The sequence below is a fragment of the Polynucleobacter sp. 71A-WALBACH genome (assembly GCF_018882365.1).
GTDB lineage: Bacteria > Pseudomonadota > Gammaproteobacteria > Burkholderiales > Burkholderiaceae > Polynucleobacter.
In genome coordinates this window covers 562,576-580,728 of the sequence record NZ_JACVOP010000001.1, presented here as the reverse complement: position 1 = coordinate 580,728, position 18,153 = coordinate 562,576, and the positions used below count along the sequence as shown (strand labels likewise).

Sequence of the window (18,153 nt, the reverse complement as noted above, 5' to 3'; positions counted from 1 at the left end):
TCACTAATTCACTGAGTTACTTATTGGCGCTGTGATGAAAGCGTTTCATGCGTGCAGCACCAGACTGAACTCTTGACCGTAATCCAGTAGAGTGTTTAAACCAAACTGGTCTAGCGGCCCGTTTCACACCCCAACTCTTACGACCTTGACGGATAGACTTACGAAAGACTTCTTTTTCATCAAGGGGCGGTCTAGTGAAATTATTCTCAAAGATGTCAGCTTGATCACTGAGATTCGCATTCGCCTCATTAACGGTGGATTGAATACTGCTTTCCACTTCCTTGAAAACTGAAGCGCTCTCTTCGCGAAGTTTCTTGAACTCTTCGACTTCCATCTGGCGACTAACTTCCGACTTCACGTCAGCTATGTAACGTTGCGCACGTCCAAATAAATTACCCGCCATGCGAGCAACCTTAGGAAGGCGCTCGGGACCAACCACCACCAATGCAACTACTGCAATAAGTGCAAGCTTCGAAACTCCGAGATCAATCATTGCAGCTGCGCATTATTTCCATCAATTTATTTATTGATGTCTTTTGCCTGAACATCCACAGTCTTCTCTGTTGATGCATCAGCGCTCTGAATTTGATCCTTGGCTTTGTCTTGTGGCTCTTCAGACGTTTTCATACCGTCTTTGAAACCCTTAACGGCGCCACCTAAGTCAGTACCGATATTGCGTAATTTTTTGGTACCGAATACCAACATCACGATTACCAAAACAATTAACCAATGCCAAATGCTAAATGAACCCATTTTTAATCTCCTTGGACTATTTTTTCCAGGGGCGCGGACCGCCCATCACATGCAAGTGCAAGTGATAAACCTCTTGCCCACCATCCGCACCATTGTTCACCACCAATCTAAAGCCACCCTCTTTTCCAGGACGGCAGCCCTGCTCTTTGGCGAGACGCGGTGCTAATTCCATCATTCTACCTAGCAATGGCGCATCGATCACTTCTGCCGACTCCAGCATAGAGATATGCTTCTTAGGAATCATTAAAAAGTGAACTGGCGCAGCCGGGTTGATATCTTTAAAGGCATAAATCTCCTCATCCTCATACACCTTTTGGGATGGGATTTCCCCTTTGGAAATCTTGCAAAACAAGCAATTAGGATCGTGACTCACGCTTTTGCCTCTAATTTTGATTAATTTATTGGGTTTTGTGCTGTATTTACTCTTGCCCGGCAGCTTTTCTGGCCGCCTTCTCTTCAATGCCTGAAGTGCCTAAGCGACGATTGAGCTCCGCCACAACGTCCTCTGGGCGCAAACTAAACTGGGACAAGGCAATGAGGCAATGAAACCAAAGGTCTGCCATCTCGCCGACCAGGAGCTTTTGCTGCTCAGGGGCTAAATTGGCGTTACGCGCATCCTTGGCTGCCATCACCGCCTCAGTCGCCTCTTCACCAATCTTTTTGAGGATCCCGTCATCCCCTTTGGAGAAAAGCAACGCGGTGTAAGAGGTCTTTGGATCTGCTTGACCGGCCTTAAATGCATCACGTCGCTGATCCACCACATCGGCCAAATAAGCTAAAGCGGAATCTAAATTAGAAGGGTTTTGTGCTGGACTAGTCATAAAGCGATTTTATGTCTTTTATTGCCGGGAAGACGAAGACGGCCTTATTTGTGACTCTTAGACTCATCCACCCAGGCGGATTTACCTGAATCCCACCGCAGAAAGAAACAGCTATGTTCGCCGGTATGGCAGGCAATGCCATCTTTTTGCTCAACCATGAGCAAAATCGTATCGCCATCGCAGTCAAGGCGGATTTCTTTTACTTTTTGGGTATGGCCAGATTCTTCACCCTTATGCCAGAGCTTCTGCCTCGAGCGGGTCCAATACACAGCCTCGCCTAAGCGCAAAGTAGCCAATAAGGCATCGCGATTCATCCAGGCCATCATCAGAATATCTTTACTACCCACTTCCTGCGCAATCACGGGAACCAGGCCTTGCTCATTCCAAGTCACCGCATCCAGCCATGCACCTGCTTCTATAGATTCAGTTGGAGTGAAGGTATTTTTCATGGCTCTCTAGTATGACTCTCTCTGTTGATCTGCCTATACTCAAAGACGTACAGGGATGCCTTGGCTAGCCATATATTCTTTTGCCTGGCCAACGGTGTATTCGCCATAATGAAAAATGCTTGCCGCAAGAACAGCATCAGCATGGCCTTTAGTAATGCCATCCACTAAATGCTGCAAATTACCCACACCACCAGAAGCAATTACAGGCACGCTCACTGCATCACTTACTGCGGCAGTTAATTCAAGATCAAAGCCATCTTTGCTACCATCGCGATTCATGCTGGTGAGAAGAATTTCTCCAGCGCCACGTTTGGCAACCTCAGAAGCCCATGCAACTACATCCATACCAGTGGCAGTTCTACCGCCATGGGTAAATACTTCCCAATTACCCGCCTCAGTCTTCTTGGCATCAATCGCCACAACAATACATTGCGACCCGTAATAGGCCGCAGCATCCGACACTAAATCTGGATTGGCGACTGCAGAGGAGTTCATGCTCACCTTATCAGCACCGGCGTTGAGTAAGCGGCGTACATCCGCTACAGCACGTACACCTCCACCAACCGTCAAAGGAATAAATACTTGGGATGCAACATCTTCAATGATGTGCAATATTAGATCGCGCCCATCAGAAGTGGCGGTGATGTCCAAGAAAGTAAGCTCATCCGCACCTTGGGTGTCATAACGCTTGGCAATCTCTACAGGATCACCTGCATCACGCAAGCCCACAAAGTTCACACCTTTTACAACGCGCCCTGCCGTGACATCAAGACAGGGAATGATTCTCTTAGTTAGCACTGATCAGCAATCTAGATAATTTTCTTAGCGAACTTGAGTGTTAACTCATCTGCATATTTTTGAGCCGCAGTGAGATCTAAATCGCCAGCGTAAATTGAGCGTCCCGCAATCACACCCATGATGCCTTCAGCTTCAGCCTCGCAAAGAGCCTCGATATCTTGATTGTTTGATAGACCACCACTAGCGATTACCGGGATCCGAATCGCTTGCGCTAATTTAATTGTGGCATCCATATTGATGCCCTTCATCATGCCATCGCGACCAATGTCGGTATAGATAATTGCTTCAACGCCATAATCTTCAAATTTTTTGGCAAGGTCGATTACTTCATGGCCCGTAATCTTGCTCCAGCCGTCAGTAGCTACTTTGCCATCACGCGCATCTAAACCCACCATGATGTGGCCAGGGAAAGCAGTACAAGCATCTTGCACAAAGCCAGGACTCTTCACTGCAGCTGTGCCAATAATGACAGTGCTAATACCATCATCTAGTAAGCGCTCAATAGTTTCCAGATCACGAATACCACCACCCAATTGAACAGGAATCTCATCACCAACTGCCTTCAAAATAGATTTGATTGCAGATTCATTTTTGAGCTTGCCAGCAAATGCGCCATTCAAATCGACGAGATGCAAGCGACGTGCACCCTTACTAATCCAATGCGTTGCCATCGCCCCTGGATCCTCAGAAAACACAGTGGCTTTATCCATGTCACCCTGTTCGAGTCGAACACAGTGGCCGTCTTTTAAGTCAATCGCGGGAATCAGCAGCATAGCGGTAGGTTAGAAAAGTATTAAGGTTGCCAAGAAACAAAATTTTTGTAGAGCTTTAATCCGTATTCTGCACTTTTTTCTGGATGAAATTGGGTTGCAAAAATATTATCCCTTGCAACAGCAGAAGTAAACCAATCCCCATATTCGGTTGAGCCCGCAATATCTTCCTTGCGCTGCGGCACAACATAGTAACTATGCACAAAATAAAAACTAGTCAAATCGGGAATGCCGTCCCATATTGGGTGCTGGCGATCCTGGCGCACCTGGTTCCAACCCATATGTGGAACCTTGTACGCAGAGCCATCTGGTTGTAATTCACCGGCCAGCTCAAAACGACGAACTTCACCCGGAATCAATCCTAGGCAAGGAGTCCAGGCTGTATTGGAATTTGCCCGCACTTCAGCACTTTGGTTAAACAACATCTGTTCGCCTACACAAACACCTAATAGGGGTTTATTTTTGGCGGCATCTAGTAAGGCCTCCAATAAGCCTGATTCCTCGAGATGCTTCATGCAATCTGGCATGGCGCCCTGCCCCGGAAGCACAACGCGCTCTGCAGAGATGATTTCTTCTGGGGTGTGCGCAATCACAACATTGGCATCCGGCGCCACATGATGAAAGGCTTGATATACGGAACGCAGGTTACCCATTCCGTAGTCAACGATCGCAATGGTTTGCGCCAATTGTTAGCCTATGTTCTGTGGTTTTTTGACAGTCTTCTACTCAATGCTAGAAATTTTCTAGATTAGAGGCTGCCCTTAGTAGAAGGAACAACACCAGCAGCTCGTGGATCCAGCTCCAAAGCCATGCGTAACGCACGACCAAAGGCCTTAAACACGGTTTCAATCTGGTGATGAGCATTAATGCCACGTAAGTTATCGATGTGCAAAGTCACTCCAGCGTGGTTTACAAAGCCACGGAAAAACTCAATACTGAGATCTACATCAAAGTCACCCACGCGTGCACGGGTAAATGGAACATTGAACTCAAGTCCTGGACGACCAGAAAAGTCGATTACAACGCGAGAAAGGGTCTCATCCAAAGGAACGTAGGAGTGGCCATAGCGAGTAATGCCCGCTTTATCGCCAACTGCCTTGGCAAATGCTTGACCCAAGGTAATGCCCACATCCTCAACGGTGTGATGATCATCGATATGGGTATCGCCGTTTGCGACCACCTTCAGGTCGATCATGCCGTGACGGGCAATTTGATCCAACATATGGTCAAGGAACGGTACGCCTGAGGCTAGCTCAGCTTTACCTGTGCCATCTAAATTGATGGCAATTTGAATTTTGGTTTCCGAAGTGTTTCGGGTAACGTCGGCTTGCCGCATGCTTCAGTGCGCCGCGAGGCGAAGTGTTGATTGAAGCCTCATAATATCATTCGTGACTGCTCCTCAGCGTAAACGCGGAGGCTTCCCACTTCACAGGCCGTAGCTTGATCAACCGCATCAAGTCTTATATGGCCTCCATGGGCGTAGACCGACAGTCCTGCGGCCTTTAACTGCAAAATACCTGTATCTCTGATATTTAGAGCAGCATTAATATCCCTATCAAGCATGGTATTGCAGTAACTACAGGTCCAAATGCGGTCCTTTAGTGTAATGTGATCGTTAATTACACCACATGAGTTACAAGTCTTGGTTGATGGGAACCATGTAGAAATCCGAACCAGTTGCCCGCCTTTAGCTCTAAGCTTGTAATCGAGTTTATTTAAAAAACCAGTCCAAGCGCAATCAGAGATTGCTTTAGAAAGTTTTCGGTTCGCAAGCAAGCCTTTGACGTTTAATGTTTCCGCTACAACCACTTGGTTTTCGTTGGCGAGTAACTTGGAAACTTGGTGCTGATAATTCCCCCTAGCATGACGCACCTTTTCATGCTCTAGAGCGACGCGCTTTTTATATTTGGCGATGTTAGTACCAAAGTAATTCCGCTGCTCTTTAAGTGGTTTACCATCGGCGAGACATCTGGCTCTAGCCGCCTCAATCCTGCGCGATAAATCCTTTTGTACTCTATGCAGTTTTTTGAGTGATTTCTGAAGATGCCGAGGGTTTGGTAGCTTTTGACTATTGCTATCAACAATCCAATCCTTCACACCCAAGTCAATGCCGATGACCTTGCATTCATCAAAAGACTGTAGTGACTTGCTCGCTGTCTTGAAATCTTCTACCAATAAGGAGGCGTAATACTTGCCCGTTGATTCCCTCGAGATCGTGACTGTCTTGATCTTACCAACAATCTCACGGTGTATCCGGGCTTTAATTTGACCAATTTTTGGCAAGGTAATCTTGTGACTCATAGCCGTGACACCTTGCGGGTAGCTGATGGCTTGGCGGCTATCGTATTTAGATTTAAATACTGGGAAGCCAAAGATATTGATGTTTTTAGAGAATTTGGTAGTCGAGCGCTTACCTTGCTTGACACGGATAAAAGCATTTTTATAAGCTTTGTCCAAATGCAAAATGCTTTCTTGCAAGACTTGGGAATGCGTTTGCTTTAGATAGCTATATTCACCATTTTTCCAAAAAGGGAGCATTTTCTTGATGTCGTAGCAAGATAAGGATTCTTTATTTGCGTAGGCTTTTTGCTTTAAATCCAAGGCCAAGTTCCAAACTTTTCGAGCATTGCCAAAATCTTGAGCTAATTTTTGCTCTTGCTCTTTATTGGGATATAGACGAATTTTAATAGCCTTTAGCATACTGTAATTATATACAGTACTATTTATGCGACAACAATATAAATTTAAAAAACTCTGTGCCATTGCCTGAATAAAGAATGGAGAGTTGCGGCACAATAGCTAAAGGTTACAGATCCATCTAAATGGCCAAACTTTCTCACCAAATTATTTACCCAAGTACCCTCATGAGCCGCTTTTGGAGCCCCGTAGTTCAGACCCTCACCCCCTATATTCCTGGGGAGCAGCCGCAAATGCAGCGACTGGTTAAGCTCAATACCAATGAGAGCCCTTACGGCCCTTCAGCCAAAGCACTAGCCGCCATCAATGAGCAGGCCACAGATGATTTAAGACTCTATCCAGATCCAGAAGGAGTGGCTCTTAAAAAGGCGATTGCCGATTTACACGGATTAGACCCAAAACAAGTGTTTTTAGGCAATGGCTCCGATGAAGTCCTGGCCCACGTATTTTTAGGTCTCCTCAAGCAAGCCAAACCGATCCAGTTTCCAGATATCACCTATAGCTTCTATCCAGTCTATTGCAAGCTATTTGGCATTGACTATCAAACAGTTCCCCTAGGTTCCAATTTTGAAATTCAAACGGGGGATTTCAAAACCCCTAATGGTGGGATCATTTTTCCCAATCCCAATGCCCCAACTGGTCGAGCCATTCCTCGATCGGATATCGAAATCCTACTCAGCAGAAATACAGACTCAGTAGTCGTGATTGATGAGGCTTATGTGGATTACGGGACCGAGTCTTGCATTCCACTGCTGCGCGGAAACGCCTGCCCAGAAAATCTATTAGTAGTTCACACTTTGTCTAAGTCACGCGCCCTAGCAGGACTACGGGTTGGATTTGCAGTGGGTCACCCAGCACTGATTGAAGGTCTGGAGCGCGTCAAGAACAGCTTTAACTCCTACCCACTGGGCCGCTTATCTCAAGCTGGAGCGATTGCTGCAATACAAGATCAAGCCCATTTGGAATCGACGACAAAAAAGGTGATTCAAACACGTGAGCGTTTAGTAAATGAACTGGCTTTACTTGGTTTTGATACCTTGCCATCATCAGCAAACTTTATTTTTACGCGTCACCCAAAACATGCTGGCGCAAAACTCTATCAAACCTTACGGGATCGCGGAATAATTGTGCGTCACTTTAAGTCACCACGCGTTGAGGAATTCTTGCGTATCACCATCGGTACCGATGAGCAAACAAATGAATTGATTGCCGCTCTACAAGAAATTCTAGCTAAGAATTAAGCTAGCCTCCTGCATTGATCGTTTTATTTATTTCAGGATTTATTTTTTCAGGCGCATCTCAGCAGCGCGGGCATGAGCAGTCAAGCCTTCACCGTGAGCAAGGATGCTAGCCACAGCGCCTAATGTTTGAGCGCCTGCTTCACTAACTTCAATCATGCTTGAACGCTTGATGAAGTCATACACACCCAGCGGAGATGAGAAGCGTGCGGTACGTGCTGTTGGCAAAACGTGATTGGGGCCGGCGCAATAATCGCCAAGAGATTCGCTAGTGTAGTTACCCATAAAGATAGCGCCAGCATGACGAATGGACTCTGCCCACTTGCGTGGCTCAGCGGCACAAATTTCTAAGTGCTCAGCGGCGATGGCATTCGCAATCTCGCAAGCCTCATCCATATCCCTCACCTGAATCAATAAGGCACGATTAGCAAGCGATGTTTCAATCACTTTCTTTCTTGGCATCTCTGGCAATAGTTTATTTATGCTGGTCTGCACTCGCTCGATGAATTGCTCATCAGGGCAAAGCAAAATAGATTGCGCCAACTCATCATGCTCAGCTTGAGAAAACAAATCCATCGCAACCCAATCGGGATTACTAGAGCCATCACAGAGCACCAAAATTTCTGATGGGCCGGCAATCATGTCGATGCCAACCGTGCCGAAGACTCTACGCTTAGCAGCTGCTACATAAGCATTGCCAGGGCCAACAATCTTGTCGACTGGCGGAATAGTCTGCGTTCCATAAGCTAAGGCGCCAACGGCTTGTGCACCACCAATCGTAAAGACGCGATCAACACCAGACAGATAGGCTGCGGCCAGCACCAATGGATTGCGGGCGCCATCAGGAGTTGGAACCACCATAATGATTTCTTTTACACCAGCAACCTTTGCCGGAATCGCATTCATCAACACAGAAGATGGGTATGCCGCTTTACCACCCGGAACATAAATTCCCACGCGATCTAATGCTGTAACTTTTTGACCTAAGCGTGTGCCATCAACCTCTTCATATTCCCAAGAGTGGCAACCAGCCTCAATCTTTTGTTTCTCGTGATACGCGCGCACCCTTTGTGCGGCAATATCCAAAGCATTTTTTTGCTCAGCGGATAAGCCTTGATAGGCCTTCTCTAACTCTTGACGAGAAATCTCTAACTCAGAAACACTAGCAACATTTAAGCGATCGAACTGCTTCGTAAAGGAGAGTACAGCGGCATCACCTTCACTTTTGACTTGCGCCAGAATATTGACTACCGCAGCATCAATCGCGGCATCGTCCGCCATCGGCAAAGAAAGGCTAGAGAGCAGCGTTTCTTTAAACCCTGCGTCTTTGCTATTAAGGCGTTTGACTTTGACTTCTGCTGACATGTGAATTTTTCTTTACTTCAGCAATTCAAAAAATGGCTGTAACTGTGTACGCTTGCGCTTATACGAAGCTTGATTAACCACTAAACGCGCACTGATATCAGCGATTGGCTCAACCTCAACCAAGCCATTAGCACGCAAAGTGTTACCTGTGGATACCAAATCCACAATCGCATCAGCTAAGCCAACCAATGGAGCTAACTCCATCGAACCATACAAATGAATTGTATCGATGTGAACGCCTTTATTAGCAAAGTGCTCGCGTGCGCAATTAACGTACTTGGTTGCGACTTTTAACCGTGAGCCCTGCTTTACGGCAGCAGCGTAATCAAAACCTTCTTTGACGGCAACGGACATACGGCATTTGGCGATATTCAAATCAAAAGGAACATATAGGCCATCGGTGCCGTTTTCCATTAAGACATCAAGCCCAGCGACCCCAAAATCAGCTCCGCCAAACTGAACGTAGGTAGGTACATCCGAAGCGCGCACAATAATCAGGCGCACATCTGGATTGGAGGTCTCAATAATTAACTTACGTGACTTTTCTGGATCCTCAAGCGGACGAATGCCGATCTTAGATAAGATCTCAGCGGTTTCTTCGAAGATGCGCCCCTTCGAGAGGGCTAGAGTTAACTTCATGGACTAATTATCCATCAGGCTTACTTGATCCGCTGAATGTTGGCCCCTAAGAGGGTCAACTTTTGCTCCATGCGGTCATATCCCCGGTCCAAGTGATAAATCCGATCTACTTGGGTTTCGCCTTGAGCAGCCAAACCGGCAATCACCAAGCTGGCAGATGCGCGTAAATCCGTAGCCATCACGATAGCGCCAGATAGCTTCTCAACACCCTGCGCAATTGCCGTATTGCCTTCAATTGCGATATCTGCCCCGAGACGGTTCATCTCCTGAACATGCATAAAGCGGTTTTCAAAGATAGTTTCGGTAATCGTGGCATTACCCTCGGCAATCGCATTGACTGCCATGAGTTGTGCCTGCATATCTGTCGGAAAGGCGGGATATTCAGAAGTGCGGAAGCTAACTGCCTTAGGACGGCTTTTCATGGAGGCCTTAATCCAATCAGGACCCACTTCCATTTCTAAGCCAGCTTCTTTGAGCTTGACGATAACGGCATCTAAAGTGTCCGGACGACAATGCTTTACTAGCACCTCACCACCAGCGGCAGCAACTGCGCACAAGAATGTGCCAGCCTCAATTCGGTCAGCAATCACAGCATGTTCTGCGCTATGCAGTTTTTCAACGCCTTCAATCACTAAGCGATCGCTACCGATGCCGGTGATTTTTGCACCCATTTTGACGAGTAGCTCTGCCAAGTCCCCCACTTCGGGCTCGCGTGCAGCATTTTCCAAGATGGTTTTGCCTGATGCCAGAGTCGCAGCCATCAATAGATTTTCTGTACCCGTTACCGTGATCATGTCGGTCAAAATTGATGCGCCCTGCAAGCGACCTTTAGCGGATTTGGTTTCTGCCTGAATGTAGCCACTCTTAATCTTGATAGTGGCGCCCATGGCTTTTAAGCCCTTAATGTGCTGATCAACTGGGCGTGCGCCAATAGCGCAACCGCCTGGCAATGAAACCTTAGCGCTATGCATTCTGGCAAGTAATGGGCCCAGAACCAAAATAGAGGCACGCATGGTTTTAACCATCTCGTAATTAGCTTCAGAACTCTTAATATTGGCAGCAGTAAGCACTACGTGATTACGATCGCTCGCATCTGGAAAAGTGACGGTTACGCCAATTTCCTGCAGCAGCTTTAGCATGGTGCGTACATCTTGCAAATCTGGAACATTACGCAAAGTAATAGGCTGATCAGTTAGCAAGCATGCGCACAAGATTGGGAGCGCTGCATTCTTAGCGCCAGCAATCACCACCTCACCCTTGAGGGGGGTGCCGCCAACCATTCGTAATTTATCCATGAATCTATTCCAGTAAAAATCTAATGCAGTATTTAAGTTGCGGTATTTTGCGCAAACTCTTCAGGAGTAAATGCTTTGATTGATAAGGCGTGCACTTCCGCTTTCATGCGATCGCCCATTGCGCCATATACCAACTGATGACGCTGAATCAAGCGCTTACCTTCAAATTCTGGACTCACAATTGTCGCGAAGAAGTGCTGTCCATCACCCTCTACTTTGACATGAGTACAAGCGAGGCCCTGCTGAATATAGCCTTCAATTTGTTCTGGGGTTGGCAACATCACAATCTCCTGATTTCTAATTTCTTAACAATTTTTAATACGTATTTTTGAGGCACATTCAACTGCGATTAGTTCCTCAGCTTGTAGCCTTTTTGTAGCAATCTCAAAGCGACCGCTGAGACCACAATAAAGAAACAAGTAACAATTACCAAACTATCCCAAGGGGAAATATCTGACACCCCAAAGAAACCGTAACGGAAACCATCGATCATGTAGAAGAATGGATTGAAGTGAGACACCACTTGCCATGCCGCAGGTAAGGAGTGAATGGAATAAAAGACACCTGACAACATAGTCGCAGGCATGATGATGAAGTTTTGGAACGCCGCTAATTGATCGTATTTATCTGCCCAGATACCAGCAATTAAACCCATGCTTCCTAAAATTGCAGCGCCCAAGAGCGCAAATGCCATGATCCATAAGGGATATTCAAAGGATGGCATGGAGAACCACGCCGTAATCAGCAATACGCCTGAGCCGACGACTATCCCACGAAATACCGCAGCCAAAACATACGCCGCATAAAACTCCAAATGACTAAAGGGGGCAAGCAAAACAAAGACTAAGTTGCCAGTCACTTTAGATTGAATGAGCGATGAGGATGTATTGGCAAACGCGTTCTGTAATACGCTCATCATGACCAAGCCAGGGATCAGAAAAGCCGTGTAATTCAGACGACCGTACACTTCTTTGCCTTCAAGCACGTGCCCAAAAATCATTAAATACAAAACTGCGGTAAGCACTGGCGCAGCAACAGTCTGAAATGCCACTTTATAGAAACGCTTAACTTCTTTTCGTAACAGCGTTGGAAATCCACTGCCGTAAGAGATAGGTAGCTTATTCAAAGTAGATTTCATCGAGCACCTCCCGACATGATGTTGACAAAAACATCTTCAAGATCGGTCTTCCCTTCACCATCTTTTTTAACTGAGCCATATTGACTCAATAAATTCGCGGTAGTGTCTAAGGCAACAATTTTTCCTTGCTTGAGCATGGCGATACGCTGGCAAAGTGCCTCAGCCTCTTCAAGGTAATGGGTTGTTAAAACAATCGTGTGCCCATCTTGATTTAAGCGACTGATAAATTGCCAAAGGGATTGACGCAACTCCACATCAACTCCAGCAGTCGGCTCATCCAAAATAATGACTGGCGGCCTATGCACTAAAGCCTGCGCCACCAATACTCGGCGCTTCATACCACCAGATAAAGAGCGCATATTACTGTCGGCCTTACCAGTCAGATCCAAGTTCGCCATGATCTCCTCAATCCAGGAGTCGTTATGACGAATCCCGAAATAACCCGACTGAAATTGCAGAGTCTCTCTAACCGTAAAGAAGGGATCGAATACCAACTCCTGTGGCACTACTCCCAACATCCGGCGAGCATCACGAAATTGACTTTGAACATCAGCGCCCATAATTGCAGCATGGCCGCTATCCGCTGTCACTAGGCCAGCCAGAATGGAGATCAGTGTTGTCTTGCCCGCACCATTGGGGCCGAGCAAGCCAAAGAACTCGCCTGGCTCGATAGACAATGAGACATCATCTAACGCCTGTAGTGCGCCGTAATTTTTTGAGACGTTTTTAATCGATATTGCTGCGTGCATTCTATGACAAACCCAGCAGCTCGGCAACACCATATACGCCAGCTAATACCGTTAATTTTTCAGGTGCATGTTGCACGGAAATCTGCTGGCCATCGGCTTGTAATTTTTTTTGCCATGCCAATAAAACCGTGAGTACCGTGGAATCAAAATCTTTCAGATTGCTGCAATCCACTGTTCTTAATGCAGCCAAGTTGAGTAAGCCGTCTTTTTGTAATTGCAATACATTCTTTTGCGTTACTGAGACAGGTAATAAAAATGGCATCTGGTATTTATCTTCGCTAGATCTTGTCTTAATTTGATCTTTAGTTTGCCGGCTTCGCAGCAGCAAGTTGCTTATTGCGATCTTGCAAGAACTTCACAAGGCCCTCAATACCGTTCTGACTAATTTGGTTCGCAAACTGATTACGATAGGCCTCAACCAACCAGACGCCCATAATGTTCATGTCATAGACCTTCCAGCCGTTGGCTGTTTTTTCCAAGCGGTAGTCGAGCGGCACAGGATCGCCACGGCCAATCACCACAGTCTTTACTACCACCTCTTTATCATCCGGGGCTGCGCGCAAAGGCTTAAATTGAATTGTTTGATCGCGCAATTGGCTTAGGGCACCAGAGTAAGTGCGAATCAGTAAATTCTTGAACTCGCCAATTAACTGAGTCTGTTGTTCTGGAGTAGCTTTTTTCCAGTTAGGGCCCATAGCCATTTCAGTAGTACGGCGCATATCGGTGTAGGGAACAATTTTCTTTTCCACTAAATCCACAATGCGTGGAATATTCCCTTTTTGAATTTCAGGATCAGACTTCACAGAAGCCATCACATCAGAAACCACAGTCTTAATCAAAGCATCTGGCGAGGACTGATCAACTGCTTGAGCAAAAACGCTCCCAGCAAACAAAAACAAGCTCGCTAGCAATACTGCACAGTATTTTTGAATGGTTTTATAGCTTTTCATGTTTCCTCGATTAATGCTGGTCATTGCAACTCATTTTAGCCCTTTAAGAAAATCAAGTTAGGCTGGGCTGACTTTATTCGTAGGGGTTTTCGTAAACTGGCATCAGAGGCTCTTCATCTTCGCGCCCCTCATTGATTTGGTACGCACGTCTCTGAATATAAGCATCCCGCATAAAGCTATATTTGTCGATTGCTGCGCCATCTAGCAAATCACCAGCCTCGTAGTAGGTATTTCGTGCATTGACCACGCGCAAGCCAGTAATGCTATTCCGGAGGCCAATATCTTTGACATAGCTAAATAGATAGTCAGACTCTAAATCCGCTACCGTACCAAAGGTATCGCGTACATTACTTGGTCCAAAAAATGGCAATACGACATATGGGCCAGAAGGAATACCCCAAACGCCAAAGGTTTGACCCCAATCTTCCTTGTGCTTCTCTAGTCCACCTGGGGTTGCCATATCAATCAAGCCGCCCAAACCAAAAGTGGTATTAACTACAACACGCATCAAGTCATTAAAGGCGTAATCTGGCTTCCCTTGCAATAAGTTCTGTAGGGCGGTGTAAATATCGTTGTAATTACTAAAGAAGTTATAGATGCCATCACGCACAAACTCTGGCAGGACAAAACGGTAACCAGCCACTACGGGCTTAAGCAAATAGGCATCTAAGCCTTCATTAAATTCAAAAACAGAGCGATTAAATGGCTCCCAAGGGTCATGGGGGGAAGGCTCAACCCCTGCAGGGATGGATGCGCAGCCCACCATAGTGCTTACTAGGCCAAGTAATACAAAACGCTTCAGCTTGAGAAGCCACTGCATCACTTTTCAGCGCCTTTATCTTTACCGCTGTCGGCAGCCTTGTTGTACAAGAACTGGCTTATCAGATTTTCCAGAACTACTGCGGACTGAGTCTGAGTAATCTTATCTCCAGCAGCCAACATATCATCGGAGCCACCGGCCTCAAGACCAATATATTGCTCACCTAGTAAACCAGAAGTCAAAATCTTTGCAGAAGAGTCTTTAGGAAACTTATAGGCATCTTCAATCGTCATGGTGACAGTGGCTTGGTAAGTCTTGTCATCAAAAGAGATATTGGCAATACGACCAACAACAACGCCAGCACTTTTCACTGGTGCACGTGGCTTTAATCCACCAATATTGTCAAAACGCGCAGAAATTTTGTAAGTGGGCGCAAAGGAAACAGCATTCATATTGCCGACCTTCAATGCTAGAAACAAAGCAGCTAGCAAACCAATGGCAACAAAGATTCCGACCCAAACATCAATTGCACTTTTTCTCATAAGAGTCCCAGTTTATTCTTTCTAATTCGAGAACATCATCGCGGTCAGCAAGAAATCTAATGCTAAAACCGATAAAGAAGAGATCACCACAGTTCTGGTGGTTGCTTGCGATACACCCTCTGGCGTAGGCTTTGCTTCATAACCTTGATAAAGCGCTATAAAAGTCACTGCAACACCAAACACTAGACTTTTAATCAGGCCATTACCAATATCGGAGAACAGATCAACCCCACCCTGCATCTGTGACCAGAAAGCGCCAGAGTCTACCCCAATGAGAGGAACCCCAACGAAGTAGCCGCCCATCACACCAACTGCGGTAAAAATCGTTGCCAAAATCGGCATCGCAATAATGCCGGCCCACAGGCGTGGAGCAATTACTCGACTCAATGGATCAACCGCCATCATTTCCATAGCGCTTAACTGCTCTCCGGCTTTCATCAGACCAATCTCTGCGGTAAGCGATGTCCCTGCGCGGCCTGCAAACAATAAAGCCGTAATCACAGGACCCAATTCACGTGTGAGCGAAAGGGCAACCAACAAACCCAGGGCCTGCTCTGAGCCATAGCGGTTCAGGGTGTAGTAACCCTGCAAACCCAGAACAAAGCCAACGAATAAGCCAGATACCGCAATGATCACAAACGAGTGGTTACCCACAAACAGAATTTGATCAGAAACTAAGCGGGGTCTTTTTAATAAGAAACCGGAGCGCCAAATGACTGCGGCAAACATTCGCGCAGCAAGCCCAAGGCTGGTTAAGTTACGACGAATAAAAAATCCGAGGTCGCCGAGAAGATCTAAAACATGATGAAGCATACTCATTTCAACATCACCCCAAAATCTTCTGCAAGGCTTTGGCCAGGATAATGAAACGGTACCGGTCCATCAGGTGAAGCATCTAAAAACTGGCGCACAAAAGGATCGGTTGAACGACTCAACTCTGCTGGCGTACCTTCTGCGCCAATACGACCATTGGCAATGAAATAAACATAATCTGCAATTTCAAAAGTTTCTTCAACATCATGCGTAACCAATAGGCTGGTTGCGCCCAAGGCTTGATTCAAATCCCGAATCAAGCGCGCGGTAATTCCTAATGAAATCGGATCCAAGCCAGCGAAGGGCTCGTCATACATGATCAAGGGTGGGTCAAGCGCTATCGCTCTTGCCAAAGCAACACGTCGTGCCATACCACCAGAAATCTGCGAAGGCATCAAATCACGCGCGCCGCGCAAGCCAACTGCATTGAGTTTCATCAATACCAAAGAGCGCAATAGTTCTTCGCTTAAATTGGTGTGCTCACGCAAAGGAAAGGCGACGTTTTCAAAAACACTCAGATCTGTAAAGAGTGCGCCAAATTGAAAAAGCATTCCCATGCGACGACGGGCTGCCATTAAATCAGCACCACTCATTTTGCCAATGTCATGCCCTTCAAATAAAACTTGGCCAGACTGCGCAGTGAATTGACCGCCAATGAGTCTCAGAATGGTGGTTTTGCCACAACCAGAGCCGCCCATGACGGCAACCACCTGTCCGCGACGGAACTCCATATTGAGTCCCGATAAAATTTGCCGCTCTCCAGGGGCGTAGGAAAAGTTGACGTCTTTAATTTCAACTACAACTTTGCCATGGCCACCGCTAGAGGTTTTTTGCTTTACTTCCACCGAGTTGGAGTTGCTACTGTTCATATCCTCGATATTATCGGGGAAGAACGGAAGACCCCATTAAATACTCATCTACTGCCTGAGCAGCTTGTCGACCCTCACGAATCGCCCAAACTACCAAAGATTGACCGCGACGCATATCGCCAGCAGCAAATACCTTAGGAACGTTGGTTTGGTAAGCATTTTGACCATCAACAGTCGCTTTTGCGTTACCACGAGCATCTTTTTCAACACCAAAGGCATTGAGAACCTGAGCTGCAGGTGACACAAAACCCATTGCCAAGAACACTAAGTCGGCCTTAATCTCAAATTCAGAATTTGGCATTTCTACCATCTTGCCGTCTTTCCACTCCAGACGCACGCAGATCAACTTCTCCAATTTGCCGTCTTTACCTTCAAAACGCTTAGTTGCCACCGACCAATCTCGCTCGCAACCTTCTTCGTGCGAAGAGGATGTACGCAACTTCGTTGGCCAATAAGGCCATACCAAAGGCTTATTTTCTACTTCTGGTGGCTGTGGCAGCAATTCAAACTGAGTGACCTTGGCAGCGCCGTGACGATTGGAGGTGCCTACGCAATCAGATCCAGTATCACCACCACCAATCACGACAACATGCTTACCAGCTGCAGAAATTTCATTTTTGAAATCGCCTGCATTTTCTTTGTTCTGTGGAATCAAGAATTCCAAGGCATAGTGAACGCCTTTCAACTCGCGACCAGGAACTGGCAAATCACGCGGCTGCTCAGATCCACCGCTAATCACTACAGCGTCAAAATCTTTCATCAACTGATCTGGAGAAACGGTTTTTGTGGAGTAGTTTTTAACTTCAGCGCCAATCGCCTCTTTACCAACAAATACGCCAGTCTCAAACTTCACACCTTCAGCCTGCATCTGTTCAACACGACGGTCGATCAACCACTTTTCCATCTTGAAATCAGGAATGCCGTAGCGCAACAATCCGCCAACACGATCATTCTTTTCAAAGACTGTAACGTCATGACCAACGCGCGCCAATTGCTGCGCAGTCGCCATACCAGCAGGGCCACCGCCAACAACGGCCACTTTTTTACCTGTCTTAGTTTTAGATGGTTGTGGCGTAACCCAACCATTTTCCCAACCCTTATCAATAATCGCGTGCTCGATAGACTTAATGCCAACAGCTTCGCTATTGATTCCTAGGGTACAGGCAGCCTCACAAGGCGCAGGGCAAATACGACCAGTGAACTCAGGGAAGTTATTGGTTGACTGCAAAACATCTAATGCATTCTTCCAATCATCATGAAATACCAAATCATTGAAGTCGGGGATGATGTTGTTTACAGGACAGCCGTTGTTGCAAAACGGAATACCACAATCCATGCAACGTGCGCCTTGTACTTTAGCTTCATCATCCGTTAATGCCGCGACAAATTCTTTGTAATGATGGAGGCGTTTAACAGGAGCTTCGTAGGTTTCATCTACGCGCTCAAATTCCATAAATCCAGTGACCTTACCCATATCGAATCCTTAGTATCTTTTCTTAATGTCTTT

Annotated in this window: 24 protein-coding genes; 1 reads left to right on the top strand and 23 read right to left on the bottom strand. The window is 46.4% G+C overall.

Annotated elements, in window-relative coordinates:
* Positions 1-16: 16 nt before the first annotated feature.
* The 10 genes from tatB to ICN42_RS03010 all read right to left on the bottom strand — a co-directional run bounded on the left by tatB (position 17) and on the right by ICN42_RS03010 (position 6,291).
* Entirely contained in the window at positions 17-493 is a 477-nt protein-coding gene (gene tatB, locus ICN42_RS03055) for a Sec-independent protein translocase protein TatB (RefSeq protein WP_216250669.1), read from the bottom strand.
* 26 nt (positions 494-519) lie between these two features.
* On the bottom strand, positions 520-753 hold the full coding sequence (gene tatA, locus ICN42_RS03050) for a Sec-independent protein translocase subunit TatA (protein WP_216250667.1): 234 nt from the start codon (positions 751-753) through the stop codon (positions 520-522).
* A 16-nt stretch (positions 754-769) separates the two neighbouring features.
* Positions 770-1,126: an HIT domain-containing protein gene (locus tag ICN42_RS03045; protein WP_216250664.1), complete on the bottom strand. Its 357-nt coding sequence runs from the start codon at positions 1,124-1,126 to the stop codon at positions 770-772.
* Positions 1,127-1,172: 46 nt separating this feature from the next.
* Complete coding sequence (locus ICN42_RS03040; RefSeq protein ID WP_216250662.1) at positions 1,173-1,574, bottom strand: phosphoribosyl-ATP diphosphatase; 402 nt, start codon at positions 1,572-1,574, stop codon at positions 1,173-1,175.
* A gap of 44 nt (positions 1,575-1,618) precedes the next feature.
* Positions 1,619-2,023: a phosphoribosyl-AMP cyclohydrolase gene (gene hisI / locus ICN42_RS03035; protein ID WP_216250658.1), complete on the bottom strand. Its 405-nt coding sequence runs from the start codon at positions 2,021-2,023 to the stop codon at positions 1,619-1,621.
* A gap of 39 nt (positions 2,024-2,062) precedes the next feature.
* On the bottom strand, positions 2,063-2,821 hold the full coding sequence (hisF, locus tag ICN42_RS03030; protein ID WP_216250655.1) for an imidazole glycerol phosphate synthase subunit HisF: 759 nt from the start codon (positions 2,819-2,821) through the stop codon (positions 2,063-2,065).
* An 11-nt stretch (positions 2,822-2,832) separates the two neighbouring features.
* Positions 2,833-3,594: a 1-(5-phosphoribosyl)-5-[(5-phosphoribosylamino)methylideneamino]imidazole-4-carboxamide isomerase gene (hisA, locus tag ICN42_RS03025; RefSeq protein WP_216250651.1), complete on the bottom strand. Its 762-nt coding sequence runs from the start codon at positions 3,592-3,594 to the stop codon at positions 2,833-2,835.
* Positions 3,595-3,614: 20 nt separating this feature from the next.
* Positions 3,615-4,277 (bottom strand): imidazole glycerol phosphate synthase subunit HisH, encoded by a 663-nt coding sequence (gene hisH / locus ICN42_RS03020; RefSeq protein ID WP_216250648.1) that lies wholly within the window; start codon positions 4,275-4,277, stop codon positions 3,615-3,617.
* A 62-nt stretch (positions 4,278-4,339) separates the two neighbouring features.
* Positions 4,340-4,927 (bottom strand): imidazoleglycerol-phosphate dehydratase HisB, encoded by a 588-nt coding sequence (hisB, locus tag ICN42_RS03015; RefSeq protein WP_216250646.1) that lies wholly within the window; start codon positions 4,925-4,927, stop codon positions 4,340-4,342.
* A gap of 38 nt (positions 4,928-4,965) precedes the next feature.
* A complete protein-coding gene (locus ICN42_RS03010; RefSeq protein ID WP_216250643.1) occupies positions 4,966-6,291 on the bottom strand; it encodes an RNA-guided endonuclease TnpB family protein in 1,326 nt (441 codons plus the stop codon).
* 164 nt (positions 6,292-6,455) lie between these two features.
* Here ICN42_RS03010 and hisC point away from each other — a divergent pair, with 164 nt between their 5' ends.
* The gene (gene hisC, locus ICN42_RS03005; protein ID WP_216250640.1) at positions 6,456-7,529 is read left to right on the top strand and encodes a histidinol-phosphate transaminase; all 1,074 of its coding nucleotides are present in this window, start codon (positions 6,456-6,458) and stop codon (positions 7,527-7,529) included.
* Positions 7,530-7,568: 39 nt separating this feature from the next.
* Here hisC and hisD read toward each other — a convergent pair whose 3' ends face one another.
* The 13 genes from hisD to ICN42_RS02940 form a co-directional block, all read right to left on the bottom strand.
* The gene (hisD, locus tag ICN42_RS03000) at positions 7,569-8,891 is read right to left on the bottom strand and encodes a histidinol dehydrogenase (RefSeq protein WP_216250637.1); all 1,323 of its coding nucleotides are present in this window, start codon (positions 8,889-8,891) and stop codon (positions 7,569-7,571) included.
* Positions 8,892-8,903: 12 nt separating this feature from the next.
* The gene (hisG, locus tag ICN42_RS02995) at positions 8,904-9,530 is read right to left on the bottom strand and encodes an ATP phosphoribosyltransferase (RefSeq protein ID WP_088526716.1); all 627 of its coding nucleotides are present in this window, start codon (positions 9,528-9,530) and stop codon (positions 8,904-8,906) included.
* Positions 9,531-9,550: 20 nt separating this feature from the next.
* Positions 9,551-10,825 (bottom strand): UDP-N-acetylglucosamine 1-carboxyvinyltransferase, encoded by a 1,275-nt coding sequence (gene murA / locus ICN42_RS02990; protein ID WP_216250636.1) that lies wholly within the window; start codon positions 10,823-10,825, stop codon positions 9,551-9,553.
* 32 nt (positions 10,826-10,857) lie between these two features.
* Positions 10,858-11,106 (bottom strand): BolA family protein, encoded by a 249-nt coding sequence (locus tag ICN42_RS02985; protein ID WP_216250618.1) that lies wholly within the window; start codon positions 11,104-11,106, stop codon positions 10,858-10,860.
* Between the two features lie 68 nt (positions 11,107-11,174).
* Entirely contained in the window at positions 11,175-11,963 is a 789-nt protein-coding gene (locus ICN42_RS02980; protein WP_216250615.1) for an ABC transporter permease, read from the bottom strand.
* Positions 11,960-12,712, bottom strand: coding sequence for an ABC transporter ATP-binding protein (locus ICN42_RS02975; RefSeq protein ID WP_216250612.1), 753 nt, complete (start codon positions 12,710-12,712; stop codon positions 11,960-11,962). The genes ICN42_RS02980 and ICN42_RS02975 overlap by 4 nt, the downstream gene beginning before the upstream one ends.
* Position 12,713: 1 nt before the next feature.
* Complete coding sequence (locus tag ICN42_RS02970; RefSeq protein ID WP_216250608.1) at positions 12,714-12,974, bottom strand: lipid asymmetry maintenance protein MlaB; 261 nt, start codon at positions 12,972-12,974, stop codon at positions 12,714-12,716.
* Positions 12,975-13,014: 40 nt separating this feature from the next.
* Positions 13,015-13,662 (bottom strand): phospholipid-binding protein MlaC, encoded by a 648-nt coding sequence (locus ICN42_RS02965; RefSeq protein WP_216250606.1) that lies wholly within the window; start codon positions 13,660-13,662, stop codon positions 13,015-13,017.
* A gap of 73 nt (positions 13,663-13,735) precedes the next feature.
* The gene (locus ICN42_RS02960; protein WP_216250601.1) at positions 13,736-14,482 is read right to left on the bottom strand and encodes a VacJ family lipoprotein; all 747 of its coding nucleotides are present in this window, start codon (positions 14,480-14,482) and stop codon (positions 13,736-13,738) included.
* Positions 14,482-14,964, bottom strand: coding sequence for an outer membrane lipid asymmetry maintenance protein MlaD (gene mlaD / locus ICN42_RS02955; protein ID WP_216250597.1), 483 nt, complete (start codon positions 14,962-14,964; stop codon positions 14,482-14,484). The genes ICN42_RS02960 and mlaD overlap by 1 nt, the downstream gene beginning before the upstream one ends.
* Before the next feature lie 21 nt (positions 14,965-14,985).
* Positions 14,986-15,783 carry a lipid asymmetry maintenance ABC transporter permease subunit MlaE gene (gene mlaE / locus ICN42_RS02950; RefSeq protein WP_216250592.1) on the bottom strand — a complete coding sequence of 266 codons (798 nt, stop codon included), beginning with the start codon at positions 15,781-15,783 and terminating at the stop codon, positions 14,986-14,988.
* Positions 15,780-16,646 carry an ABC transporter ATP-binding protein gene (locus tag ICN42_RS02945; RefSeq protein ID WP_216862425.1) on the bottom strand — a complete coding sequence of 289 codons (867 nt, stop codon included), beginning with the start codon at positions 16,644-16,646 and terminating at the stop codon, positions 15,780-15,782. The genes mlaE and ICN42_RS02945 overlap by 4 nt, the downstream gene beginning before the upstream one ends.
* Positions 16,647-16,656: 10 nt before the next feature.
* Positions 16,657-18,120, bottom strand: a complete 1,464-nt coding sequence (locus tag ICN42_RS02940) for a glutamate synthase subunit beta (protein WP_216250589.1) — start codon at positions 18,118-18,120, stop codon at positions 16,657-16,659.
* Positions 18,121-18,153 lie beyond the last annotated feature (33 nt).